The sequence below is a fragment of the Streptomyces sp. NPDC006487 genome, assembly GCF_042870555.1.
In the GTDB taxonomy this organism is placed as follows: Bacteria; Actinomycetota; Actinomycetes; order Streptomycetales; family Streptomycetaceae; genus Streptomyces.
On the sequence record NZ_JBIAHN010000012.1, the window covers coordinates 260,055 to 282,605 of the forward strand.

Below are 22,551 nucleotides of genomic sequence, written 5' to 3' on the forward strand. Positions count from 1 at the left end.
GGTACGGGTTCGGCCTCCTCAGTTCAGCAGCAGGCTGAGGCCGCCCACCGTGTACGTGATCATCAGCGCGAGCAGCGGCAGTTGCCCGGCGACGGCTTTCGCGGGCGGGAAGAGGCGTACGGAGCGGTCGTGCGCGGCGATCACGCCGAGGACGTGGCCGGTGACGACGGCGATCACCTGGAGGGCGGCGAGGCCGCCGGGGCCCAAGGGCGACAAGGGCTCCGGGGCGTTGTCAGTGCCCACTGCCATGATGACTGTGCGTGGTCCTTCGGTTACCAGGAGGGAGAAGTAGTGGGCGACGAGATAGCCGAGAGCGATCGGTACGAGTGAGTGCGCGAAGGCGGTCAGCGGGCCGGGGTGCGGGCCGCAGACGAGACGGGTGAGGGCAGCACAGAGGCAGTAGAGGGCGGCGACGAGGGCGACGGCTCCGATGAGTCCGAGGGTGGCCGCGGTCGTGCGGCCGAGGGGGGAGGTCTGGATCGCGTTGATCCATGAGGGGTTGTCGGAGAAGCCGTCGTAGGCGGTGGATCCGAGCAGGACGCAGACGGTGGCGACGAGTCCGGGCCGCTGGGGTGTCGCGTCGAGTCCGTGGAAGGGGTTGCGGAGAACGAGGCGGCCGTCGCTGCGGCGGCCGAGGGGGGAGAGCCGGGCCAGGAGGGCGGAGTACACCTCGAAGGCGTCTCCGTCGGCGAACCAGCGCTCGCCGTAGCGGGCGGCGAGCAGGAGCTGGACGGCGGCGTAGCCGGTCAGTGCGATCAGGAGGGTGGTGGTGGAGGCGGGATCGGGAGAGACGAGTTCGAGCCAGGTGAAGGCGAGGAGCCCGGCGGCGGCCGGCCACTGCCCGAGCCGGGCGGGGAGCGGGCGGTGCGTCCGCTCCGGGCGCGGGGGCTCCGGGCTGGGAAGGTCCGGGCTGGGAAGGTCCGGCACCGCTGCGAGGTGCGGTGCCGGGACTCGTGGGCTCCGGGAGGAGCGCACGGCGGCGGGGGCCGCGGCGGCGACTGCGGCCGAGGGCCGGGCCGTACGGAGCTTTCCCGCCAGCCGGGCGAGCAGGCGGTGCAGGGCACGGAGCGGGTTGAGAAGGCGCCAGACGGGGCCGAAGAGGAGGGAGGCGGGCACGAGGCCGACCCAGAGCAGGACGTAGACGGCGCCGGGAGCGGGGTTGCGGGCGGGGTCGTCGGGGCCGAGGAGGAGGTACAGGAGGACGGCGAGCGCGGCCGCGAGGCCGAGCCCGCGCAGGGCGGTGCGGGTGGCCGGCGCGTCGGCCACCCGCTGGAGCCCCACGGGCAGGGCCAGACCGGAACGGTCGCCGCGGAAGCGGGAGGTGGACCAGAGGAGGCCGAGTGCGAGGAAGGAGACGAAGAGTGCCGTGAAGGCACCGGCGAAGGCGTAGAAGGGAGAGATCGGCAGATCGTGCTGCGAGCCGATGCCGTGCGCGAGCACGGTGAACGGATCGGCCGGGTGAAGGACCACGCCCTGGCCGGACCCGCGACCGGGGCCCCCGCACGGGACCGCCTCCGGCCCGCACCCGGTCACCACCGGACCGCCGGGGCGGGGGCCGGGGTCGGCGTCGGCGTCGGCGTCGTAGTCGGCGCCCGGGGCGGTTCTGTGGGGCGGGGTGGTGGGGTCATCGGACTACGAGTTGGGTCAGGACGAGGTTGGACTCGTGGGTCTCGACCTCGAAGAGGCCCGTGCGGTCGGCCGTCAGGATCAGGGTGGCCTCCTGGCCTGCCGGAAGGGCGAGTTCCTTGTCGATGCCGTGGACGTGCAGGGTGTCCGCGCGGTCGCTGGTGACCCGCAGGGCGACGCGTTCGCCGCGCGTCACCTCCACCCGGCCCGGGGCCGGGCTGACCTTGCCGTCCCGCACGGTGATGGTCACCGTGCGGTCGGCCTGCGCCGCCTCCGGGGGCGTGGGCGACGGTGCGGCCGGCGAGTGGGCGTGGGTGGACTGCGCTGACCCCTCGGCGAGTTCGAGGGTTGCTTCGACCGGCTTGCCCGCCACCGCCCAGGCCGTGTGGTCGTCCGCGTAGAGGCGGACGGTCAGGGTGTGCGTGCCGCCCGCGGGTACCTGCGCGGCGGGCAGGTGGAACCAAGGGCCGTACAGGCGGGCCAGTTTGCGGCCGTCCAGCTCCAGGTGCGCGTGCCCGGCACCCGGGAGGGCGGCGCCCCCGGTGCTGTCGGGGGTGAAGGTGAAGTTCACCACCGTCAGCTGGAGGTTCCAGCCGTCCTCGGAGTCCGGCCGGGCGGCGAGCCGGACCTCCGGCGCGCCCTCGGCGGGGACCTCGCGGAGCCGGTGGCCCGCGCCGTCGTCGGCGGTGAGCAGGGTGCCGACCTTCCCGGAGGCCTGCTCGTGGGTGGTGCCGGGCTTGTGGTGGGTGGTGGCCCGCCCCCCGCAGCCCGTCGCCGCGCCGCCTGCCAGGAGCAGGGCCAGGGCGAGCAGCGCCGTCGCACGGCCCGTCCTGCTGGACCAGCGGGACCTGCGCGGGGGCGTGCCGCAGACGTCGCACCACATACGCCGTTCGGGGCGGTCGCCGCCCGGGTGCCCCGTCACGGCTGCTCTCCCCCGGCGGCGCCCCGCTCCGGGCCGGGACCGGGACCGGGACCGCGACCAGGACCAGGACCGCGACCGGGACCGGCCACAGGACCCTCGGCTTCGGCTTCGGCGCTGCGGGTCGGGGCCGGGCCTGCGGGGACGGGGACCCGGTCGCCGGCCGGGTCGTCGCCCGGGCCTGCCGGGCGGGCCGGGGTGGCGCCCGGGCGGGCGGCGGCGATGACGGCCCAGAGGACCCAGAGCACCGCGACGAGCGACCGTATCCAGGCGGGGCTGAGCGGGATCCAGGGGATCATCAGGACGGCCTTGTCGAAGGCGTCGAGGAGGGTGAGCGCGCCCAGCAGCAGGGTCAGGCGGGCCAGCCAGGGCCGGGTGGCGCGCAGGGCGAGGCCGGTGCCGGTCCACCACAGGCCGAGGCAGAGCAGGGCCAGCGCCGGGACGAAGGTGCCGACCAGACCCATCGTGGAGCCGGCCACGTCCAGGACCAGGCCCACGAGGCCGAGCAGGGCGGCCACCGCGGCCGGGCGGGAGGGCCGCAGGCGGCGCCGCCACAGGAGGCCGCCGACCAGGAGGAGGACGGCCGCGACGGCGAGGGCGAGCTGGGTCTCCACGCGCTGGAGGCCGCGGGAGCCGTACCAGTCGCAGCCGGCCGGGAGTTTGCGCGCCTGGACGCTGTAGTCGGCGCAGACGAGGAGCTGGGCCAGCTTCACCGGTTCGCCGGCCAGCCGGGCCGAGGCACCGGAGACCGCGCCGCGGCGCTCGCCGCACTGCGGGAGCGTGCCCGGGGTGGAGCCGTCCGGGCCCTGCTGCCAGCAGTTGCCCCGGCCCTGGCCGTCCCACCACACGTCCATGCCGTTGGGGCGGGAGGCGCCCGACTTGTCCTTGCCCAGGATGTTGCCGGCGTAGCGGTTGTGGTGGGAGGTGTCGGCCTGCTTGGACAGCTCCTCCTCGCCGCGGATGAAGGCGGGCACGGCCGAGAGGAAGAAGCCCGCGCGCCGGTGCCCGTACACCCAGTTGTTCTCGTAGAGGTTCCAGTTGCCTCCGGCGGTGATGATGCCGGTGCCGGGGGGCATGGAGATCTGGGGGCAGACGACCCCCTGCTCGTAGCCCCGCTCGGCGGGCGGTTTGGCGCAGGTTCCGTCCGCGACGTGGTGGTAGTAGTCGGCGTTGTTGTCGTGGATCAGGTTGCGTTCGAAGCGGGCGTGGTTCTGCGGGAGGCCGGGGTGGCCGGGGAAGGCGCTGTCCATCGAAGCGCCGCCCATGTTCTGGTCGAACTCGTTGTCGTGCACGTACACCGAGTCGCCCGCGGTGCCGGAGTAGCCGACCATGTTGTGGTGGCTGCGGCAGCCGGTGATCTCGATGGAGTAGCGGGGGACGTCGTAGCCGCGGCCGTCGTTGATGTTCGAGGCGCTGCCGGGGTAGATGCCGGAGTCGCCGTTGCCGTAGGACTCGCAGTTCTTGTAGAGCCCGTGGTCGCTGGCGAAGGTCAGGAAGCCGTACTCGTCGTTCCAGCGGGTCAGCACGTCGTCGATGACGAAGCCGTCGCCCGCGAGGACGTACAGCGAGTTGAAGGTGGTGCGCTGCGCGGTGAAGTTGCGGAAGTAGATGCCGTTGGACTTGTCCGCGCGGATCCCGTTCAGCTTCTGGTACTTGGCGTCGATGACCACGTCCTGGCGGGAGGCTCCGGTGCCTTCGATCTGCAGGTCGGTCTTGCCGAGGATGGCGACCAGGTTCTGGTTGTGGCGGCAGGCCACCTGCTGCTCGTAGGTCAGGATCTGGTAGCCGAGCGAGGAGTTGGGCGCCTTGAGCGAGGCGCACTCCCCGGTCGGCGCGGGGAGCGAGGGCTCCTCCTCGTACAGGCCGGGGAGCATTGCGATGTTCATGCCCGGGCGGTCCACGGCGTCGACCGCCGCTTGGAGGTCGCGGAAGCCGTTCTTCTCGCAGCGTTCGTAGAGGACGAGGTTGCGCTGCTTGAGGGCGTCGGGGAAGGCGGATATCCGGCGCTCGAAGGCGGGCCGGTCGGTCTTGCAGACGATCAGGTCGGGCTCGCCCGCGCGGTAGGCGGGTACGGAGCCGGTGCCGTCGGGGAGCTCGACGGGGCGCTCCTCGTGCGCGCTCGCGGCGGGCGCGGCGACGAGGAGTGACAGAAGCGCTAGGAGGGCGGCGAGGAGCGCCGCCGGCACAGCAGGAAACCTGCGGGTCCACGACATGCGCGTGAGAGTAGAGGAATGTTCACCTTTTGGGATCCCTTCGCGCAGCAATAGACCGCTGACAGGCCAAGTCGTAACCCGGCGCCCCCCTGCTCCCCTCCGCTGGACCTCCTGGACCCCCTTGGACCGCGCCCTTGACCCATCCCGCGCCCGCCGCGAAGCCCGCCCCGCGCCCGCCGCGAACCCCGCCCGGTACGCCGCGCCACCCCACCGCGCCCCGCATTGCCGGCCGACCGGCCGGAATCCCCCGTTGACGCATGGGCCCAGGAATCCTACTGTCAGGCATAGGATTCCTTCGGCAGACCGGGAGCGTGCAATGAGCGGCGGCAGCGAGCAGGCCAGGAAGACGGCGGAGGCGCTGGAGTACCTCACCGGCTTCGGCAATGAGCACAGCTCGGAGGCGGTCCCCGGTGCGCTGCCGATCGGCCGGAACTCTCCTCAGCGCTCCCCCCTCGGCCTCTACGCGGAGCAGCTGAGCGGCAGCGCGTTCACCGAGCCGCGTTCCCACAACCGCCGCTCCTGGCTCTACCGGATCCGCCCCTCGGCCGCGCACCCGCCCTTCACCCGGACCGGAAACGGCGCCCTGCGCAGCGCGCCCTTCACGGAGGCCCCGGCCGACCCGAACCGGCTTCGCTGGAACCCGCTGCCCGACCCGGCCCCCGGTACCGACTTCCTGGCGGGCCTGTGGACCCTCGGCGGCAACGGCGACGCCACCCAGCGCTCCGGCATGGCCATCCACCTCTACTCCGCGAACGCCTCCATGACCGACCGGGTGTTCAGCGATTCCGACGGCGAGCTGCTGATCGTCCCCGAGCGCGGCGGCCTGCTCCTGCGCACCGAGTTCGGCCTGCTGAGCGCCCGGCCCGGCGAGATGGCGCTGATCCCGCGCGGCGTCCGCTTCCGCGTGGAGCTCCAGGACGAGACCGCCCGCGGATACGTCTGCGAGAACTACGGCCGCCCCTTCGAGCTCCCCGACCTGGGCCCCATCGGCGCCAACGGGCTCGCCGCCGCCCGCGATTTCCGGGCGCCGGTCGCCGCGTACGAGGACGACGAGCGTCCGACCGAGGTGGTCAACAAGTTCTGCGGCAACCTCTGGACGGCCACCTACGACCACTCCCCGCTCGACGTGGTCGCCTGGCACGGCACGCACGTCCCGTACGTCTACGACCTGCGCAGTTTCAACGTCCTGGGCTCCATCAGCTACGACCACCCCGACCCGTCCATCTTCACGGTGCTGACCTCGCCCTCCGACACGGCGGGCCTGGCGGGCGTGGACTTCGTGGTCTTCGCGCCGCGCTGGCTGGTCGGCGAGGACACCTTCCGCCCGCCCTACTTCCACCGGAACGTGATGAGCGAGTACATGGGTCTCATCGACGGCGCCTACGACGCCAAGGCGGAAGGCTTCGTACCCGGCGGCGGCTCGCTGCACAACATGATGTCCGCGCACGGCCCCGACCGGGAGACCTTCGACCGCGCCAGCGCCGCCGAACTGAAGCCGCAGAAGATCGACGACGGCCTGGCCTTCATGTTCGAGACCCGCTGGCCGATCACCGCGACCGCCCAGGCGGCCGACGCCGACCACCTCCAGGGCCGATACGACGACGTCTGGCAGGGGCTCCAGCGCCACTTCCGCGCCTAACATCACGAGCATGACGCGCGGCGGCGCCGCCGCGCCCACCCCGTCCTACGGAGAACCACCCGTGACCGCCTTCGCCCCCGACTCGCTGGTACTGAACCGGAAGCTCCCGCTCTGGTACCAGGTCTCCCAGTCGCTGCGCGCCTCCATACTCGGGCGCACCGCGGACGCCTCGCTGCGCCTGCCCACCGAGGAGCAGCTCGCCGAGCACTACGGGGTGAGCGTGCTGACCATGCGGCAGGCGCTCAAGGAGCTGGAGACCGAGGGCCTCATCAGCCGCCACCGGCGGCGCGGGACCTTCATCGAGCCGACGGCGCTGCGCGGGGCCCCGGTCCAGCTGCTCGGCTCGGTCGACGCGATCGTGGCGCAGCAGTCGGGTGACCGCACGACGATCCTGGGGCACGAGCGGACGGCGGTGTCCGGGGAGCTTCTGGAGCACTTCCCGGACACCGCCGAGGTGGTCACGTACCGCAGGCTCCGACACGACAGTGAGAGCGGCGAGCCGACCAACTGGGCGGAGAACGCGGTGCGTCCGGAGCTCGCCGACTCCATCGACCTGGCGGATCTGGAGCGTTGGCCGATGACGAAGGTGCTTCGGGACATCGTGAAGGTGGACATCAGCCGGATCACCGACACCGTGGAGGCACGGCTCGCCGACCCGCTCACGGCCGATCTGCTCCAAGTGCCCTTGCTGAGCCCGATCCTGCACTACACCGGCGTCACGTACGACGCCTCCGGCCGGGTGGTGGACGTGGCGCGGATCCGCTACCGCGGGGACCGGTTCTCCTTCACCGTGACCGTCGACGCCCACTGATTTCCGGCCGCCGACGTCCGCTTCCGGCCGTCGTCCGCTTCCGGCTGCCCTGTGCTTTCGGTCGCCCTCTGCTTCCGGTCGCCCTCCAGTTCAGGTCGCCTTCCTACTTCTGGTCGTCCTCCGCTCCGCGCTCGCCCTCCGCCTGGGACGGCGTGGTCCGCTGCGTCTGGACGTGGCGGAGCTTCTTCTGCTTTTCGTCCAGGTCCTCGTCGAGCCGTTCCCCCTCGGCCTGCGACGGGGTCGAGTACTCGTCGTACTGACTCATGTCCGCCTCCCGGGTCGTCTGGTTCGGCCCGGCTCCGTGCGGATCCGGGCAGATCCCTCCATAGCGAGCCTAACTCTCCGGCCTGGACGCGGCCCGGTCACCGGGTGGCGTCGCTACCATCGGCCGGGTGAGCGCTGACGCATCCCCGCGGGACCCGCTGCTGGACGATCTGATGCCCTGGGCCGTGGGCCCCCTGCGCCTGGGCAGGGCCTGGGTCGCGGCCCCCGATCCGGCCACCCTGCGTACCCGGTGGGCCGCCCTGACCGCCGCCGAGGGCGCCGAGCGGGAGCGGTTGTTCCGCCCGACCCGGGCGCGGACCACGGGCTCCGGGGCGGCGGCGCTGCCGGGCCAGCGCGCCGGCTCCACGGCCCGCTTCGCGGACGTTCCCGGGCCGCGCCCCGACCCCGTACGGATCCTGCGCGAGCCCTTCGACGAGCAGTGGCTGCTGCCCGACCAGCGGCTCATCGACCTGGCCCGCCCGGAGCTGTGGCGGGTGCTGGACGGACACCAGCTGTTCGTCGTGGAGCCCGCGCAGCCGGCGGCGCTGCTGGTCACCGCGCACCTGCCGGCCGGACGGCTCGGCCGGATCCGCCCGCTGCACCGCCGCCCGGGCGGCGCCGAGCCCAATCTCGCCCCCGGGCTGCAGCACCTGCTCGGCGAGTGGTACGGCACCTGGGTCACCCCCGAGGACGTCCTCTGCTGGATCCTCGCCGTCGGCCGCCCCGGCCCCCGGGGGTACGAGGTCCCCCTCACCGCCGACGCCACGCGCTGGCGGGCCGGGCTGGAGCTGGGCCACCGGCTGCTCTCCGTCCGGCTGCGCGGGGCCCGCGGCGGCGAGGCTCCCCGGCTGCCCGGCGGACGCCGGCCGTACGTCCGCTCGGCGCTGCCGGCGTGGCCGCGGGAGCTCTCGTACGACCCGGAGAGCGAAACCCTGACCCTCGGGGGCGGAGACGGGGGCGCGGCCGCGGACGGCGGCGCCGGCACCGTGTCGCCCGTACCGTCCGGGGCGTGGGCGTACGAGGTCCAGGGCGTCCGCGTCCTGGAGTCCTGGTTCGCCGCACGGCTCGCGCACCGGGACCCGGAGGCGGAGGGACTCGACGCGGTGGGCCCGGCGGAGTGGCCGCAGGGCTGGACCTCGGAGCTGCTCGCCCTGGTGACGACCCTGGCGCTGCTGGCCGAACTGGAGCCGGAGCGGGCCGCGTTCGAGGTGGGGCCGGCACTGACCGCAGACGAGCTGCGTGCGGGTGGGGTGTTGCCGCCGCCCGACTGGGCCCGGAGGCCGGCCTCGGTCCTGGACCACCAGGAGGAGGGGCCGGGCGGGCAGTTCGCGCTGCTCTGAGGCGCGGGGGCCTCGCAGGGGCGGCCCCTCCGGGCGCGGCCCCGCCGGAGGGCCTCCCGCCTGGGCACGGGCCCGCCGGAGTCGACCCCCACAGGGGCGGGCTTGTCCCGTGGTGGGCCGCCCCCGGGCGGGAGCGGGCGCGGCGGTGCGGTGTGGGGTCGGCCCTGCGGGGCGGAGTCCCCTACCCGCCCTTCCACCGTTCCCAGGGCTCCGCCCTGACCCGGTCCTCAAACGCCGGACGGGCTGAAAGCGGGGCACCGGGCCGCACCCGGACCCCCCGGGGCTCCGCTCCCGAACCCGGCCCTCAAACGCCCGACGGGCTGGAGGGGTACCGGACTCCGCTCCGGACCCCCCGGGGCTCCGCCCCCGACCCCGGATCTCAAACGCCCGACGGCTGGATGGACCAACCTCCGGACGGCCGACGGGTTCGGTTCGCCCCCGCTCCGCGGTACGGCCCGCGGTCAGGTGTCCCAGGCTCCCAGCAGGCGCGACACCGACCGGTCGAACACCGCCGCCGGGTCTGCCAGTTCTCCCGGCACGCCGGGCGCGGTCGCGAGCACGCCCGCCAGCAGCGGGTACTCCCCCGTCGCCAGCCGGGAGCCCAGCCAGGACGCCCGTACGGCCTGTTCTTCGGCCTCGCTCCAGGGGAGTTGGCGGGCCCGTTCGGCCAGGGCCAGTTCGCCCGCCACGAACGTGGCGACCGTTCCGTTGATCGCGGCGATCAATTCCAGCTTCTCGCCGCCCGGAGCGTCGAGCGGCGCCAGGCACGCCAGGCTGTGCTCCAGGTACCGCAGGGCGTTCGGGCCGAATCCGTGGGCGGGGCTCAGCAGCCGGGGCAGCCAGGGGTGCCGGTGCATGATGGCCCGGGTCTGGCGGGCCAGCGCGAGCTGGTCGGCCCGCCAGTCGCCGGCCGGCCGGGTGAGGTCGTACTCCCCGCTGACCGAGTCGACCATCAGCTCGTACAGGTCCTCCTTGCGCGGCACGTAGTTGTAGAGGGACATGGTCCCGGCGCCGATCCCGGCCGCCACTCGCCGCATGGAGACGGCGTCGATCCCCTCCTCGTCGGCGATCCGCACCGCCTCGGCGGCGATCGAGTCGCGGCTGTGGGCGGGCCTGGGGCCGCGACCTGCCCGCGGCGGGCGGGCCCAGATCACTTCGGGTTCAGCGGAGCGGCCGCTGGGTGTCATCGCTCATCACCTCGTCCATCCCCACCATCGTAGTTACGTACGGCGTACGTAGTGAGGTAGCGTGCACCCATGACTACTACGTACGCCGTACTTAGTGAAGGCTTGGAGAAGAGCTACGGCGAGGTCCACGCCCTGCGCGGTCTGGATCTCGCCGTCCCGGAGGGCACCGTCTGCGGGCTCCTCGGCCCCAACGGCGCGGGCAAGACCACCGCCGTCCGGATCCTCACCACCCTCACCGCGCCCACCGCCGGCCGCGCCCTCGTCGCCGGACACGACGTCGCCCGGGACCCGGCCGCGGTCCGCCGGACCATCGGGGCCACCGGCCAATACGCCTCGGTCGACGGCGATTTGACCGGATCCGAGAACCTCCGGCTCTTCGCCCGCCTCGCCGGACTGCGCGGCCGGGCGGCCCGGGACCGCGCCGGCGAACTGCTGGACGCCTTCGGCCTCGCCGAGGCCGGCGACCGGGTGGCGAGCACCTGGTCGGGCGGCATGCGCCGGCGGCTGGACCTGGCCGCCGGACTGGTCACCCGGCCCCGCGTACTGTTCCTCGACGAGCCCACCACCGGCCTCGACCCGGCGGCCCGCGAGCAGATCTGGACGGCCGTACGCACCCTCGCGCGCGAGGGGACCACCGTGCTGCTCACCACCCAGTACTTGGAAGAAGCAGACCGGCTCGCCGACGACATCGTGGTCGTGGACCACGGCCGGGCCGCCGCCACCGGCACTCCGGCCGAGCTCAAGGCCCGGATCGGCGCCTACGCCGAGGTTTCCGTCGACGGGGCCGCGGCCCTCGCGGGCGCGGCCGCCGTGCTCGACCACCTGACCGGGGGTCTGCCCACCCTCGACCGGGAGCGCCTCACCGTCGGCGCGACCGCCCTCGACCCCGGGCTCACGCTGCCGCGGATCGTCCGGGCGCTCGACGCGGCCGGCATAGCCGTCACCGACGCGAGCCTGCGCCCGCCCACCCTCGACGAGGTCTTCATGCGCCTCGTCGGAACCCCTCCGGCCCCGAAGGGCCCCGCCTCGGCCGGCGACGCGAAGGAGAACGCGGCATGAGCACCCTGCTGTCCGACGGCGGCGCCGTCCTCACCCGCCAGCTGCAAAAGGCCCGGCACGCCCCGGCCCTGCTCATCCTCACCCAGACCATGCCCGTCGCCATGCTGCTGTTCTTCGGCTACGTCTTCGGCAGCGCGCTCGCCATGCCGGGCTCCGATTACCGGCAGTTCCTGGTCCCCGGACTGCTCGCCGCCACCGCCGCCAACGGACTGATGGCCGGCATGTTCACTGCCTCGCAGGACGCGCACCGCGGAGTGATGGACCGTTTCCGGACCCTGCCGATGAGCCGCAGCGCGGTGCCGCTCGGACAGACCGCGGCGGATCTGGTGACGACCGGCATCTCGATGGTGCCGCTGATCCTGGTGGGGCTGGCCATGGGCTGGCGGGCGGAGAACGGGCTCCCGGGGGCACTCGGGGCCTTCGGCGTCCTGCTGCTGTTCCGCTTCGCCACCGCATGGGTGGGGACGTACCTCGGCCTGCTGAGCAAGAGCGAGGAGGCGGCGGGGCAGCTCGCCGGCGCCACCTTCGTCCTGCCGATGCTCTCCAGCGCGTACCTGCCGACGGCCGGGCTGCCCGGATGGCTGCGCACGCTCGCCGAGTGGAATCCGATCAGCGCCGTCGCCACCGCCGTGCGCGCCCTGTGCGGCAATGCCGGAGGCGAGGCCGCGGCGGGCGCCGCGTGGCCGGTCGCGCACCCGATCGCCGGGGCGCTCCTGTGGTCCCTGGCCCTGCTGGCCCTCTTCGTGCCGGCCGCCACGCGCCGGTTCGCGCGCGGCCTCGACTGAGTGCGGGGCGGACGGGCGGGCGGGCGGGCCGGGTGGACGGGACGGCCGGACGGGACGGCCGGACCGGACGGATGGACAGGCCGGACCCGGAGAGCGTGGACAGATCAGCCCGGGGCCGGTAGGCAGGCCGTCATGGAACCCGACACCAACGGCGCGCCCGTCGCCGAGCCCCTCCCCCTCGACGGGATCACCGTCGTCTCCGTCGAGCAGGCCGTCTCCGCGCCCTTCGCCACCCGTCAGCTCGCCGACCTCGGCGCCCGGGTGATCAAGGTCGAGCGGCCCGACGGGGGCGACTTCGCGCGCGGCTACGACACCGCCGCGCACGGCCTCGCCTCGCATTTCGTGTGGGCCAACCGGGGGAAGGAGTCCATCGCGCTCGACCTCAAGGACCCGCGCGGCCTGGAGGTCCTGCACGGGCTGCTCGAGGGGGCCGACGTGTTCGTGCAGAACCTCGCCCAGGGAGCCGCCGCCCGGCTCGGGCTCGACTCGGCCGCGCTGTGCACTCGCTACCCGCGACTGGTCGCCGTGGACGTCTCCGGCTACGGGCCCGAAGGCCCGTACGCCCACAAGCGCGCCTACGACATGCTGGTCCAGTGCGAAGCCGGCCTGGTCTCGGTGACCGGCACCCCGGAGCAGCCGGTCAAGGCGGGGATTCCGGCGGCGGACATCGCGGCCGCCATGTATGCCTTCTCGGGTGTGCTCGCGGCCCTGCTGCGGCGCGGGACCACCGGGCGCGGAGGCAGGGTGGAGGTGTCGATGCTCGACGCGCTCGCCGAGTGGATGGGGCATCCGCTGCACCACACGATGCACGGCGGGGAGCAGCCGGTGCGGACGGGCCTGGCGCACGCCGTGATCGCGCCCTACGACGCCTACCCGACGGCGGACGGGGACCGGGTCCTGCTGTCCGTGCAGAACGACCGGGAGTGGCGGCGGCTTGCCGAACATCTTCTGGAGCGCCCGGAGTTGGCCGAGGATCCGGATTACGCGACGAACGCCGCGCGCACGGCGAACCGGGAGAAGACCGACGCGGTGGTCGCCGAAGCCCTGGGCCGGCTCGGCGCGGACGCGGCGATCGAGCGGCTGGAGGCCGCGGGCATCGCCTGCGCGCGGCTGAACTCGGTGGCACAGCTCGCCGCGCACCCGCAGCTGGAGGCCCGGGACCGCTGGCGGGAGGTGGGCTCGCCTGCGGGCCCGCTGCGGGCCCTGCTGCCGCCGATCGGGCTGCCCGGCGGCGCGGCACCGCACATGGGTGCGGTGCCCGCGCTCGGTGAACACACCGAAGCCCTGCTGCACGCCCTGGGGATGACGGGCGAACAGATCACGGCACTGCGCCGGGACGGTGTGGTTCGCTGACTGGGCAGGGTCGACCGGGCCGGGGACGAAGCGGCGCTGCGGGGACGGAAGCGGGAACGCCTACGAACGGCGGCTGCCGAAGAGGGTGCGCCGCAGCCTCCGCAGCGGCGCGAAGAGCGATACGCGCGCGCTCCGGCTCCGCAGCCGGTGCGTGTGGTCGCGCGAGGTGAGCTCACGCATGAGCAGCGTCGCCTCGGCGGTCTCGCGGTGCGGGACGGCGGGACCGCCCAGCACGGCGAGATGGCGGTCGAGGCGCGAACTGGTCGCACCGCTCCCGCAAGTGATGGCAGGCACGCGAGGCGGCCTGCTGCGCATTGCTATCTGTTCCATGTCTCTCCCCACCCGTACGAGGGCACCCGGCCCACCGGGCAGGGTAACCCTATCGTCCCCACGTCGTGCACGGGTATCCCGGTGGTGTGAATTGCCCGTGTGGCGAGCGGGAGTTGACGGTTACTCAGCGGAGTCGATCGTCACTCTCCGCGAAATCCGGCGGGGCGTGCGGGACATGGAACCGCATCGGCGCCGACTGCGTGACTCCTGTCGCGACCGGAGCCACGGCGCACGCTCTGCGCTAACTTGGAGTGATCGTCCGGTAACGCTCTTGGGGGCGCGCGTGAATGAGGCTTTCGGTGACTGAGTCCGCGTCGAACGGGGACGGCGCCGGCGATCGCGTCATCGCCGGACGCTACCGCCTGCTGGGCCCGCTCGGCCGCGGCGGGATGGGCATGGTGTGGCGGGCCCGGGACGAGGTCCTGGGGCGCGAGGTCGCCATCAAGGAAGTGCGCGCACCGGCCGGCATGGACGAGGCCGAGGTGACCCGGATGTACCGGCGGCTGGAGCGGGAGGCCTGGGCCGCGGCCCGCGTCTCGCACCGGGGCGTGGTCACCGTCTACGACGTGGCGACCGAGGACGGCCGGCCCTGGATCGTCATGGAGATCGTACGGGGACTCTCCCTCGCGGAGGTCCTGGAGGGCGATGGCCCGCTCACCCCGCAGCGGACCGCCCACATCGGCGAACAGGTGCTGGCCGCACTGCGCTCCGCGCACGAGGCGGGGGTGCTGCACCGGGACGTCAAACCGGGCAATGTGCTGATCGCCAACGACGGCCGGGTGGTGCTCGGCGACTTCGGGATCGCCAGCCTGGAGGGATCCAGCGCCATCACCATGACCGGCGAGGTGGTCGGATCCCCCGAATTCCTGCCTCCCGAGCGGGCGTTGGGGCAGGAACCGGGCCCGGCGTCGGACCTGTGGGCGCTCGGGGTGACCCTGTACCTGGCCGTGGAGGGGGTGTCTCCCTTCCACCGGGAGTCCCCGGTGGCCACGCTGCGGGCGGTGGTGGAGGAGGACTTCCCGCTGCCGCTGCGGGCCGGTCCGCTGGCGCCCGTCCTGGAGGGACTGCTGGTCAAGGATCCCGAGGAGCGGCTGTCCGCGGCGGAGGCGGCCCGGATGCTGCGCATCGTCGGCGCGGGCGGGACGACCGTACGCACCTCTAGCGGGCCGACGGCGGGTCCGGCGGCCGGTCCCGCGGCGGGGACGGACGGCCCGACCTCCGTGATGCAGCACCGGTACGGCCACCCCACGCCGCCGCTGCCGGCGCCCGGGACCGGGCCGGCGCCCGCCCATCCCCCGGAGCCCGAGCGGAACGGGGCCGGGGCGGTGCTGGCCGGCGGGATCGTGGTGATGCTCGCGGTGGTGGTGCTGCTGGGATGGCTGCTGCTGAAGGACCGCGACACGGGCGGGGACGGCGGAGACGGGGCGACGACCGCCCCGACCGTCACGCAGAGCGCCTCGCCTTCTCCGACCCCCACGCCGAGCGCGTCACCTTCGCCCTCACCCTCCTCCTCCCCCTCCCCTTCGGCCACGCCGCCGCCGGGCATCACCGTGTCCGCCGTCCAGGCCCTCCGGGACACCTACCGGGGCTCGTGCCCGGCGCCCGCCGCCGAGGCCCCCGCCTTCACCGCCACCGTGGCGGTGGACCGGACCCCGGCGGTGGTGGAGTACCGGTGGGCCACGCGCAGCGGGGAGACTTCCGGCCCCGGCTGGCGGACCCTCGCGTATCCGGCGGGCGGACCGGGGTCCGTACGGCTGGACCACACGGAGCTGACGCACCACCCGGACACGACCTTCGAGGACGCGGTGCGGCTGGAGGTCCGGGCGCCGTCGGAGGTGGCTTCGGCCTGGCTGGAGTTCTCGGTGACGTGCGAGGAGGAGACCCCGACGGACGGGGCCTCCTCCCCGGGTCCTTCCGGACCGACCGCTTCCCCGTCACCGAACCCGGGTCCGACGGCCGGTCCGTGACGCGTCAGGCGGCGCTGGTGAAGACGGGCAGGTAGCCGCCGGACTGTCCGGCGGCGGTCGGGTGGTAGGACTCGCCGATGTTCAGCCAGTTGAGGCTGTGCAGCCACTCGCTGCCGGAGCAGATCTCGTGCCCGGTGAAGGCACCGGCGACCGAGGCGAAGGCGAAGCCGTGGTCGGCGGCGCGTTTGGCGATGGCGGCGTTGAGGTGGTCGGAGGCGCCGTTGATGGCCGTGCGCTCGCCCTCCGACAGCCCGGCCACGCAATTGCCGTTCAGCTTGTAGAAGCGGGGATAGCCGAGGACGACCACGCGGGCGCCCGGGGAACGGCTGTGGATGGCGTTGTAGACCGTGTCGAGCTGGCCGGGGAGGGTGGAGTCGACGTAGGCCTTGGCCTGGTTGACCCGGCTCACGCAGGTGGCTTCGGACTGGAGGACACAGGTGGTCATGACGTCGGAGAACCCGGCGTCGTTGCCGCCGATGGTGATGCTGACGAGGTCGGTGCCCGCGTTCAGCGGTGCGAGCTGACCGCTCATCACATCACCCGTACGAGCACCCGAGCAGGCGGCGAAGGAGAAGGTCTGGGGGGAGTGTGCGGCGGCCCAGAGGGCCGGGTAGGCGCGGGTGGTGCGCTTGCAGTTCCCGCTGGCGCTGTCGTAGTTGCCGGCGCCGACGCCGGAGGAGTACGAGTCGCCGAGGGCGACGTAGCCGAAGTCGGCGGCGGCGGTCGCCTGGCCGGCTCCGAACAGGGCCGCGCCCGCGGCGAGTAACAGGGCAGAGGCCAAGGCGGCGAAACGAGGCATTCTCATGCTCATGTGTGCGGCTCCTCGTGGGGGGTTACTCCGGAGTTACTCCTGAGTCCGTGGTACAAGGAGCCGAGGTCCGTTGGAAGTGTCCATGCCAAGAATGTTCGGGGCAGACATGCGGCGCGAATCTTCACCCGCACGGCGTTTGAAGAGGGAATCCCGCCACTCGATCCAGCGAAACACGGGTGCATGAGGCCAGTTCGTGCCGGATCATGGGCGCCATGCCAGCCAACCCTCAAGACGCACTGCCGATCCGGCTCAACGTCGACGACAGCGACTCCCCGTCGGACGTCGTCGACGCGCTGTTCCTCGGCCGCTTCGCGTCCGGCGAGCAGCCCCACTCACACAGCGTGTCGATCGACCGCGTCAAGCCGGGAGCCACCCTGCTGCCGTCCGGAGCAACGGTGTTGCGCTCCGCCCGCGACAGCGACCGCAGCGCGACGCTCGCCGAGGGCGAGGGCTGGACCATGCTCGTCTCCCGCTGGAGCCGGGGCGCCGACGTGACGGTGACGGCGGTCAGCGAGGAACTCGCCGCCGGGGTGCTCGGCGAGGCCACGGAGGGCGTGCAGGACGAGCCCGAACCGCAGCCGGAAAACGTCGCGATGGGGTTCTGGTACGTCTCCCCGCGCCGCGGCCCCTACCGCACGACCCGGCAGATCGCGGCCGGCACCTGGGAAGAGGTGCGGCCCAACTACACGGCTCCGGTGGCCGGGGCGATGGACCGGCTGATGAAGGTCACCCCGGACGACATCGCCGGCCGGCTGCTCCTGCTGCACGGCCCTCCGGGCACCGGGAAGACCTCCGCCCTGCGCACGCTCGCCCGGTCCTGGCGGGACTGGTGCCAGGTGGACTGCGTACTGGACCCGGAGCGGCTGTTCAACGACATCGGCTACCTGATGGACATCGCGATCGGCGAGGACGAGGGCACCGCGAAGAGCCGCTGGCGGCTGCTGCTGCTCGAGGACTGCGACGAGTTGATCCGCGGCGAGGCCCGGCACACCGCCGGGCAGGCGCTGTCACGGCTGCTGAACCTCACCGACGGCCTCCTCGGCCAGGGCCGCAACGTCCTGGTGGGCGTCACCACCAACGAGGACCTGGAACGGCTCCACCCGGCGGTGGTGCGGCCGGGGCGCTGCCTCGCCCGCATCGAGATCGGCCGGCTGACCCACCGCGAGGCGGTGGACTGGCTCGGCACCGACGAGGGCATCTCCCGCGAGGGCGCGACGCTCGCGGAGCTCTACGCCCTGCGCCGCGGCGGCTCGGGCCCCGCCGCCCTGCTTCCGCCGCAGGGCCACGACACGGAGGCGGGGATGTACCTGTAGGTGCGGCGGGTCCGGGTGCGGCGCGCACGGCGACGACAATGAGGGACGGCCGAAGGCCCCCACCGGCCGCAGGCACCCTCGGGGGAACCACGAACAGGAGAACCCACCGTGCTCGAACCGGCGCAGGTCAACCCCTTCCCCGACAGCCACGTCCTCGGCGAGGGCCCCGAGCCGCACCCGCAGCTCCAGCCGGTGCTCGGCCTCATCGGACGCTGGCACGGCCGGGGCAGCGGCGAGTACCCGACGCTGGAGCACGGGTTCCGGTACGAGCAGGAGATCACCTTCAGCCACGACGGCCGGCCCTTCCTCTGCTACGAGTCCCGCGCCTGGCTGATCGACGGCTCGGGCACGGCCCTGCGCCCCGCGGGGCGGGAGACCGGGTGGTGGCGCATCCTCCCGGACGCCTCGGTCGAGGTCACGCTCGCCCACCCGACGGGCATCGTCGAGACGTACGTCGGCCAGGTCTCCGGTACGGAGATCAAGATGGCCACCGACACGGTGGGGCTGACCCCGCGCGCCAAGGAGGTCACCGGCATGAAGCGCCGGTACGCGCTCGAGGAGGGCGGGTTGACGATCGTGCAGGAGATGGCCGCCGTGGGCCAGCCCATGCAGCACCACCTCCAGGCCCGGCTGTTCCCGCGCAAGGACTGACCGGCGGGCGCCGTCGCACCGGGCCGCAGGGGCGCCGTCCGGCCCTCCCGCCCGCTGCCGTCGGTCCGGCCGTCAGTCCCGGCCGTCGGTCCGGCCGTCAGTCCGCGTACCTCGCGCGCAGCGCGTCCAGCGCCGCCGCGGTCGCCTCTTCGAAGGTCAGGCCCAGCCGCCGCGCCCGCTCCGCGTAGGCCTGCGCGGCGGTGGCCGCCTCGCGGGCGGGACCGTCACCGGACGCCGCCACGAAGCTGCCGGCCCGGCCGCGCGTCTCGATCACGCCGTCCGACTCCAGCGTCCGGTACGCCTTCGCGACCGTGTTCGCCGCCAGCCCCAGTTCCTCCGCCAGCCCGCGGACCGTCGGCAGTTTGAACCCGGCGGGCAGCCGGCCCGCCCGCGCCCCGGCGGCGATCTGGGCGCGCAACTGCTCGTACGGGGCGGCGGCGCCCGCCGCGCCGTCGATGCGGATCTTCAGGTGCGGGGAAGTCGAGGTCACGCGGCCGATTGTCCCCCATTCCCCGGGAAATTCGCAGGCGCCCGACACCCGGCCGCCCATACCGTCGCACACGTGATCACAACCATCAGAGATCTGCGCCCGAACGACCCGGCCGACGCCGAGTCCGTCGTGCGGGTGCGCCGCGCCGCCCTCCCCTTCATGATCAGCACCGCCCGCGGGGTGGCCTTCGAACTGGCCTCCGCCCACCCCGACAAGCGCTACCGCCTCCTCGTCGCCGAGAACACCGACGGCCTCGTCGTCGGCACCGCCCAGGTCGGCATCGTCTACGACAGCCCCGAACCCGGCCAGGGATTCGTCAACGCCTATGTCGACCCCGCCCACCGCGGGCTCGGGGCCGGGGCCGCCCTGCTGGGCGCGGCCGAGGAGCATCTGGGAGCCGAGCGCGCGAAGGACGCGTACGCCTGGGTCCTCGACGAGCCGGCGCACCGCGCCTTCGCCGAGCGGCACGGCTACCGCCCCTCCCGCTCCGCGCACTTCCTGCGCCTGGACCTCACCACGGCCGCGCTGCCCGCCCTCCCCGGGAGCCTGCCGGCCGGGACCGAACTGCGCGCCGGCTCGGATTTCGCCGCCGATCCGCGGCCGCTCTTCGAGGCCGACGCGGCGGCGAGCTCCGACGAACCGGGCGACGTGCCACAGGACTTCGACGACTACGAGGACTGGCTGCGGCACACCTGGAACCACCCCTACCTCGACCTGGACCTCACCACCGTGGTCCTGGTCGACGGCAAGGTGGCCGCCTTCACCGCCGCCCACACCGACGGAGGCACCCGCTACTCCTCCGCGATGACCGGCACCCTGCGCCCGTACCGCGGGCTGGGGCTGGCCCGGACGGCCAAGACCGACTCCCTGCTGCGGGCCCGCGCCGCGGGCTACACGGAGGCGTGCACCGGCAACGACACCGGCAACGCCCCGATGCTCGCGATCAACAGCCGGTTCGGGTACGAGGTCTGCGCGACCGAGACCCGCTTCGCCAAGCACCTTCCCGCATCGGACAATTGAACCGAACCGAGAGAGCTGGAGACCCTCCGATGACCGCGCAGCTGACCGTCACCCTCACCAAGGCGGGCCGTACGAAGATCAGTTACCCGGCCGAGCTGGTGGCCGACACGGGCACCCGGATCACCGTACAGGCGCCCTGGGCGGCCCCCGGGGTACGGGACTTCGGCTTCGTCCGCTTCGAGCCGGGCGACGTGTTCACCGAGCACTTCTGGCGCGACCGCTGGTACGCGGTCAAGGAGGTGCGGACGGGCGAGGGCGACCTCAAGGGCTGGTACTGCGACGTCACCCGCCCGGCGTCGGTGCGGGACGGGGTGATCCTGATCGAAGACCTGGACCTCGACCTGTGGGTGTCGGCCGACGGAAGCTCGGTACTGCGGCTCGACGAGGACGAGTTCGCCGAGAGCGGGCTCCGCGACACCGACCCCGAAGCGGCCGCCGAAGCGGTACGGGCCCTCGACGCCCTGGACGCCCAGGCCCGTTCGGCCGCCGGCCTGGGAGCCCTGCTGTCCTGATCCGGGAGCGGCCCGGCGGCGGCCACACGCTGCCGGGCACGCTATCTGTAGGTCCCGCTTAGTGGCTCCTTAACTGCGCCCTAAGGATCGGCTCCAGGGGCCCGAACCCGGTGGAACGCGGGGTTCGGGCGGTTAGTTTGGCTGGGCCAGGGAGGGCCGGAGGCGGCGCCGCGCACCCGTGAGGGGCGGCGCCGCCCAGCCTCGGCCTTCCGGCGCACCCACGACTCGCGCAGCCCTGTGCCGTGCCCAGAGGAGATCCACCATGCCCGCACGCCGTACCGTCGCCCGCATCGCCGCCGCCGGCCTCGCCCCGCTCGCGGTGGCCGCGTACGCCGCCGTTCCCGCGGCCGCCCACGGTTCGATGACGGACCCGGTCAGCCGGGTGGCGGCGTGCTACGCGGAGGGGCCGGAGTCCCCCAAGTCGGCGGCCTGCAAGGCGGCGGTGTCGGCGAGCGGGGCGCAGGCGTTCTACGACTGGAACGCGGTGAACATCGCCAACGCCGCCGGTCAGAGCAAGGCGCTGATCCCGGACGGGCAGCTGTGCTCGGCGGGCAACGACAAGTACAAGGGGCTGGACCTGGCGCGCGCCGACTGGCCGGCGAGCCCGATGTCCGCGGGCGCGCACACCTTCCGCTACAAGGGGACCGCCCCGCACAAGGGCTCCTTCGAGCTGTACGTGACGAAGGACGGCTACGACCCGTCGAAGCCGCTGAAGTGGTCCGACCTGGAGGCGGCGCCCTTCGCGAAGGTCACCGACCCGGGCATGCAGGGCGGCGACTACGTCTTCTCCGGCACGGTCCCGAAGAAGACCGGCCGGCACTTGATCTACAGCGTCTGGCAGCGCTCGGACAGCCCGGAGGCCTTCTACACCTGCTCGGACGTGGTCTTCGGCAAGGACAACGGCGGGGGCGGCACCGGCGGTACCGGTGGCGGCGGGGGCCGGCCCACGGCCAAGCCGACCTCGAAGCCCAGCACGAAGCCGACTTCCGTGCCCTCGGGGCGGCCGTCCAAGCTCCCCTCGGAGATCCCCTCGGCCCCCACCGACGAGCAGATCTCCCAGGGCGCCTCGAAGTCCACGGTGGAGCACAGCGGCCACGGGGACAACGACCCCAAGACGAACGGCGGCGGCTCCCCGTCCCCGATCCCCTCCCAGAGCGGGACCGGTCTCGCGGAGACCGGCGGCAGCAGCGCCACGCCGGTGATCGCCATCGGCGGGGCCGGCGTCCTGGCCATGGGTGCGGCCGTGCTGTTCGGGCTGGCGCGCCGCCGTGCGACCCCGGGCCGCCACGGCCGCTGACCTGGGCCGACCTGGGCCGACCGGTGGCGGACGGGGCCGAGCGGTGACGGACGGGCGGCCCGCACCGCGGGCCGCCCGCCGCCGTCAGGAGAAGACCGACGCGCAGGTGGTCCGGTCGGCGTGCGCCGGGTCGAGGGCGTTGACCGCCTCGTGCCAGGCGATCCGGTCGGTGAGCCCGATGGCCACGTGCTCCGAGAGGTCCACCGCGCACAGGTCCTGGAGCAGCACGTTGCGGACGTTCGGCCCGGTGAGGAACTGGCTCCGGTACGGGGTGACCACCTCGTCGTAGCGGGTGGCGATCACCGTGTACGCGACTCCGGGGACGGTGTCCCCGCCCGCGTTCAGCTTGTTCTGGAAGGGCGATCCGGCGATCTGGTCGGCGAGGCCCGGGGTGGCCTCGCTGATCAGGTCTCCGGCCCCGGGGAAGTACGGGAGGAGCTTGGTGAGGCCGAGCAGGGTCGTCCCGTGGTTGTCGGGGGCGAGTCCGACCAGGGCGTTGACCTTGGCGGCGCCGCCGAGGAACTTCAGGTAGTAGCGCGGCATCATGCCGCCCTGGGAGTGGCCGACGATGTCCGTCTCGGCCGCTCCCGTGGAGGCGAGCACCTTGTCGACGAAGACGTCGAGCTGCCCGGCGGACGCTTCGATGGGCCCGAGCCCGTTGAAGAAGGGGACGCCGGGCAGCTGCCCGTAGTCGAGGGAGTAGACGCAGTAGCCCCGGTGGACGAGGTACGGGGCGAAGCCGAGCCAGTTGTCGACGGAGTTCCCGAAGGTTCCGTGGACCAGGACGACGGGCCGGGGGTGGGCGGCGGACGGTTTGCAGGACCAGTTGTTCCAGCCGCTGCTCGGCGCCGAGGCGGCCTGGGCCGCTCCGGTGGGGGCGACGAGTGCGGCGGCGGTCAGGGTGAGGACGGCCAGCGGGCGGAGCAGGCGTCTCCAGGGCAGCATCGTGTGATCTCCTTGCGGC

The 22,551-nt window shown here is 73.5% G+C and carries 21 protein-coding genes; 12 read left to right on the plus strand and 9 right to left on the minus strand.

Annotated features, from left to right (window positions below; translation table 11 throughout):
* Window positions 1–18: 18 nt before the first annotated feature.
* From ACFYM0_RS22775 to ACFYM0_RS22785, 3 genes are all read right to left on the minus strand, one after another.
* Window positions 19–1,470: a hypothetical protein gene (locus ACFYM0_RS22775; protein ID WP_388504101.1), complete on the minus strand. Its 1,452-nt coding sequence runs from the start codon at window positions 1,468–1,470 to the stop codon at window positions 19–21.
* A gap of 154 nt (window positions 1,471–1,624) precedes the next feature.
* On the minus strand, window positions 1,625–2,548 hold the full coding sequence (locus tag ACFYM0_RS22780) for a cupredoxin domain-containing protein (protein ID WP_388504103.1): 924 nt from the start codon (window positions 2,546–2,548) through the stop codon (window positions 1,625–1,627).
* Entirely contained in the window at window positions 2,545–4,758 is a 2,214-nt protein-coding gene (locus ACFYM0_RS22785; protein WP_388504105.1) for a right-handed parallel beta-helix repeat-containing protein, read from the minus strand. Before ACFYM0_RS22785 ends, ACFYM0_RS22780 begins: the two co-directional genes overlap by 4 nt.
* A 316-nt stretch (window positions 4,759–5,074) precedes the next feature.
* On the opposite strand from ACFYM0_RS22785, the gene hmgA reads away from it, so the two are divergent.
* Window positions 5,075–6,397 carry a homogentisate 1,2-dioxygenase gene (gene hmgA, locus ACFYM0_RS22790; RefSeq protein ID WP_388504108.1) on the plus strand — a complete coding sequence of 441 codons (1,323 nt, stop codon included), beginning with the start codon at window positions 5,075–5,077 and terminating at the stop codon, window positions 6,395–6,397.
* Between the two features lie 10 nt (window positions 6,398–6,407).
* Window positions 6,408–7,208 (plus strand): GntR family transcriptional regulator, encoded by an 801-nt coding sequence (locus ACFYM0_RS22795; RefSeq protein ID WP_388504111.1) that lies wholly within the window; start codon window positions 6,408–6,410, stop codon window positions 7,206–7,208.
* A gap of 103 nt (window positions 7,209–7,311) precedes the next feature.
* Here the strand turns inward: ACFYM0_RS22795 and ACFYM0_RS22800 are convergent, their stop codons facing one another.
* Window positions 7,312–7,473 (minus strand): hypothetical protein, encoded by a 162-nt coding sequence (locus ACFYM0_RS22800; protein ID WP_388504114.1) that lies wholly within the window; start codon window positions 7,471–7,473, stop codon window positions 7,312–7,314.
* Window positions 7,474–7,645: 172 nt separating this feature from the next.
* Here ACFYM0_RS22800 and ACFYM0_RS22805 point away from each other — a divergent pair, with 172 nt between their 5' ends.
* Complete coding sequence (locus ACFYM0_RS22805) at window positions 7,646–8,812, plus strand: type ISP restriction/modification enzyme (RefSeq protein ID WP_388504268.1); 1,167 nt, start codon at window positions 7,646–7,648, stop codon at window positions 8,810–8,812.
* A gap of 461 nt (window positions 8,813–9,273) precedes the next feature.
* On the opposite strand, the gene ACFYM0_RS22810 is transcribed toward ACFYM0_RS22805, so the two are convergent.
* Entirely contained in the window at window positions 9,274–9,999 is a 726-nt protein-coding gene (locus ACFYM0_RS22810; protein ID WP_388504116.1) for a TetR/AcrR family transcriptional regulator, read from the minus strand.
* A gap of 69 nt (window positions 10,000–10,068) precedes the next feature.
* On the opposite strand from ACFYM0_RS22810, the gene ACFYM0_RS22815 reads away from it, so the two are divergent.
* The 3 genes from ACFYM0_RS22815 to ACFYM0_RS22825 all read left to right on the plus strand — a co-directional run bounded on the left by ACFYM0_RS22815 (window position 10,069) and on the right by ACFYM0_RS22825 (window position 13,196).
* Entirely contained in the window at window positions 10,069–11,058 is a 990-nt protein-coding gene (locus tag ACFYM0_RS22815) for an ATP-binding cassette domain-containing protein (RefSeq protein WP_388504118.1), read from the plus strand.
* A complete protein-coding gene (locus tag ACFYM0_RS22820) occupies window positions 11,055–11,843 on the plus strand; it encodes an ABC transporter permease (RefSeq protein ID WP_388504120.1) in 789 nt (262 codons plus the stop codon). The genes ACFYM0_RS22815 and ACFYM0_RS22820 overlap by 4 nt, the downstream gene beginning before the upstream one ends.
* 132 nt (window positions 11,844–11,975) lie before the next feature.
* Window positions 11,976–13,196 carry a CaiB/BaiF CoA transferase family protein gene (locus ACFYM0_RS22825; protein ID WP_388504123.1) on the plus strand — a complete coding sequence of 407 codons (1,221 nt, stop codon included), beginning with the start codon at window positions 11,976–11,978 and terminating at the stop codon, window positions 13,194–13,196.
* Window positions 13,197–13,256: 60 nt separating this feature from the next.
* Here the strand turns inward: ACFYM0_RS22825 and ACFYM0_RS22830 are convergent, their stop codons facing one another.
* On the minus strand, window positions 13,257–13,526 hold the full coding sequence (locus tag ACFYM0_RS22830) for a hypothetical protein (RefSeq protein ID WP_030720225.1): 270 nt from the start codon (window positions 13,524–13,526) through the stop codon (window positions 13,257–13,259).
* Between the two features lie 299 nt (window positions 13,527–13,825).
* On the opposite strand from ACFYM0_RS22830, the gene ACFYM0_RS22835 reads away from it, so the two are divergent.
* A complete protein-coding gene (locus ACFYM0_RS22835) occupies window positions 13,826–15,493 on the plus strand; it encodes a serine/threonine-protein kinase (RefSeq protein WP_388504126.1) in 1,668 nt (555 codons plus the stop codon).
* A 4-nt stretch (window positions 15,494–15,497) separates the two neighbouring features.
* Here the strand turns inward: ACFYM0_RS22835 and ACFYM0_RS22840 are convergent, their stop codons facing one another.
* Window positions 15,498–16,298 (minus strand): SGNH/GDSL hydrolase family protein, encoded by an 801-nt coding sequence (locus ACFYM0_RS22840; RefSeq protein WP_388504271.1) that lies wholly within the window; start codon window positions 16,296–16,298, stop codon window positions 15,498–15,500.
* Between the two features lie 218 nt (window positions 16,299–16,516).
* On the opposite strand from ACFYM0_RS22840, the gene ACFYM0_RS22845 reads away from it, so the two are divergent.
* Window positions 16,517–17,617: a DUF5925 domain-containing protein gene (locus tag ACFYM0_RS22845; RefSeq protein WP_388504128.1), complete on the plus strand. Its 1,101-nt coding sequence runs from the start codon at window positions 16,517–16,519 to the stop codon at window positions 17,615–17,617.
* 108 nt (window positions 17,618–17,725) lie between these two features.
* Window positions 17,726–18,268, plus strand: coding sequence for an FABP family protein (locus ACFYM0_RS22850; RefSeq protein WP_388504130.1), 543 nt, complete (start codon window positions 17,726–17,728; stop codon window positions 18,266–18,268).
* A gap of 97 nt (window positions 18,269–18,365) precedes the next feature.
* On the opposite strand, the gene ACFYM0_RS22855 is transcribed toward ACFYM0_RS22850, so the two are convergent.
* The gene (locus ACFYM0_RS22855) at window positions 18,366–18,758 is read right to left on the minus strand and encodes a GntR family transcriptional regulator (protein ID WP_388504133.1); all 393 of its coding nucleotides are present in this window, start codon (window positions 18,756–18,758) and stop codon (window positions 18,366–18,368) included.
* Window positions 18,759–18,830: 72 nt separating this feature from the next.
* On the opposite strand from ACFYM0_RS22855, the gene ACFYM0_RS22860 reads away from it, so the two are divergent.
* The 3 genes from ACFYM0_RS22860 (at window position 18,831) to ACFYM0_RS22870 (ending at window position 21,587) form a co-directional block, all read left to right on the plus strand.
* On the plus strand, window positions 18,831–19,778 hold the full coding sequence (locus ACFYM0_RS22860) for a GNAT family N-acetyltransferase (RefSeq protein WP_388504135.1): 948 nt from the start codon (window positions 18,831–18,833) through the stop codon (window positions 19,776–19,778).
* Between the two features lie 29 nt (window positions 19,779–19,807).
* Window positions 19,808–20,290, plus strand: a complete 483-nt coding sequence (locus ACFYM0_RS22865) for a DUF402 domain-containing protein (RefSeq protein ID WP_388504137.1) — start codon at window positions 19,808–19,810, stop codon at window positions 20,288–20,290.
* 262 nt (window positions 20,291–20,552) lie between these two features.
* Window positions 20,553–21,587, plus strand: coding sequence for a lytic polysaccharide monooxygenase (locus tag ACFYM0_RS22870; RefSeq protein WP_388504139.1), 1,035 nt, complete (start codon window positions 20,553–20,555; stop codon window positions 21,585–21,587).
* A gap of 84 nt (window positions 21,588–21,671) precedes the next feature.
* On the opposite strand, the gene ACFYM0_RS22875 is transcribed toward ACFYM0_RS22870, so the two are convergent.
* Window positions 21,672–22,532, minus strand: coding sequence for an alpha/beta fold hydrolase (locus ACFYM0_RS22875; RefSeq protein WP_327251976.1), 861 nt, complete (start codon window positions 22,530–22,532; stop codon window positions 21,672–21,674).
* Window positions 22,533–22,551: the final 19 nt, after the last annotated feature.

Excerpts from the sequence above, each read along its gene's own strand:
- ACFYM0_RS22785 (WP_388504105.1), bottom strand. The coding sequence starts at position 4,758 with ATGTCGTGGACCCGCAGGTTTCCTGCTGTGCCGGCGGCGCTCCTCGCC.
- hmgA (WP_388504108.1), top strand. The coding sequence starts at position 5,075 with ATGAGCGGCGGCAGCGAGCAGGCCAGGAAGACGGCGGAGGCGCTGGAG.
- ACFYM0_RS22795 (WP_388504111.1), top strand. The coding sequence starts at position 6,408 with ATGACGCGCGGCGGCGCCGCCGCGCCCACCCCGTCCTACGGAGAACCA.
- ACFYM0_RS22800 (WP_388504114.1), bottom strand. The coding sequence starts at position 7,473 with ATGAGTCAGTACGACGAGTACTCGACCCCGTCGCAGGCCGAGGGGGAA.
- ACFYM0_RS22805 (WP_388504268.1), top strand. The coding sequence starts at position 7,646 with ATGCCCTGGGCCGTGGGCCCCCTGCGCCTGGGCAGGGCCTGGGTCGCG.
- ACFYM0_RS22810 (WP_388504116.1), bottom strand. The coding sequence starts at position 9,999 with ATGACACCCAGCGGCCGCTCCGCTGAACCCGAAGTGATCTGGGCCCGC.
- ACFYM0_RS22815 (WP_388504118.1), top strand. The coding sequence starts at position 10,069 with ATGACTACTACGTACGCCGTACTTAGTGAAGGCTTGGAGAAGAGCTAC.
- ACFYM0_RS22820 (WP_388504120.1), top strand. The coding sequence starts at position 11,055 with ATGAGCACCCTGCTGTCCGACGGCGGCGCCGTCCTCACCCGCCAGCTG.
- ACFYM0_RS22825 (WP_388504123.1), top strand. The coding sequence starts at position 11,976 with ATGGAACCCGACACCAACGGCGCGCCCGTCGCCGAGCCCCTCCCCCTC.
- ACFYM0_RS22830 (WP_030720225.1), bottom strand. The coding sequence starts at position 13,526 with ATGGAACAGATAGCAATGCGCAGCAGGCCGCCTCGCGTGCCTGCCATC.
- ACFYM0_RS22840 (WP_388504271.1), bottom strand. The coding sequence starts at position 16,298 with ATGAGAATGCCTCGTTTCGCCGCCTTGGCCTCTGCCCTGTTACTCGCC.
- ACFYM0_RS22845 (WP_388504128.1), top strand. The coding sequence starts at position 16,517 with ATGCCAGCCAACCCTCAAGACGCACTGCCGATCCGGCTCAACGTCGAC.
- ACFYM0_RS22865 (WP_388504137.1), top strand. The coding sequence starts at position 19,808 with ATGACCGCGCAGCTGACCGTCACCCTCACCAAGGCGGGCCGTACGAAG.
- ACFYM0_RS22870 (WP_388504139.1), top strand. The coding sequence starts at position 20,553 with ATGCCCGCACGCCGTACCGTCGCCCGCATCGCCGCCGCCGGCCTCGCC.
- ACFYM0_RS22875 (WP_327251976.1), bottom strand. The coding sequence starts at position 22,532 with ATGCTGCCCTGGAGACGCCTGCTCCGCCCGCTGGCCGTCCTCACCCTG.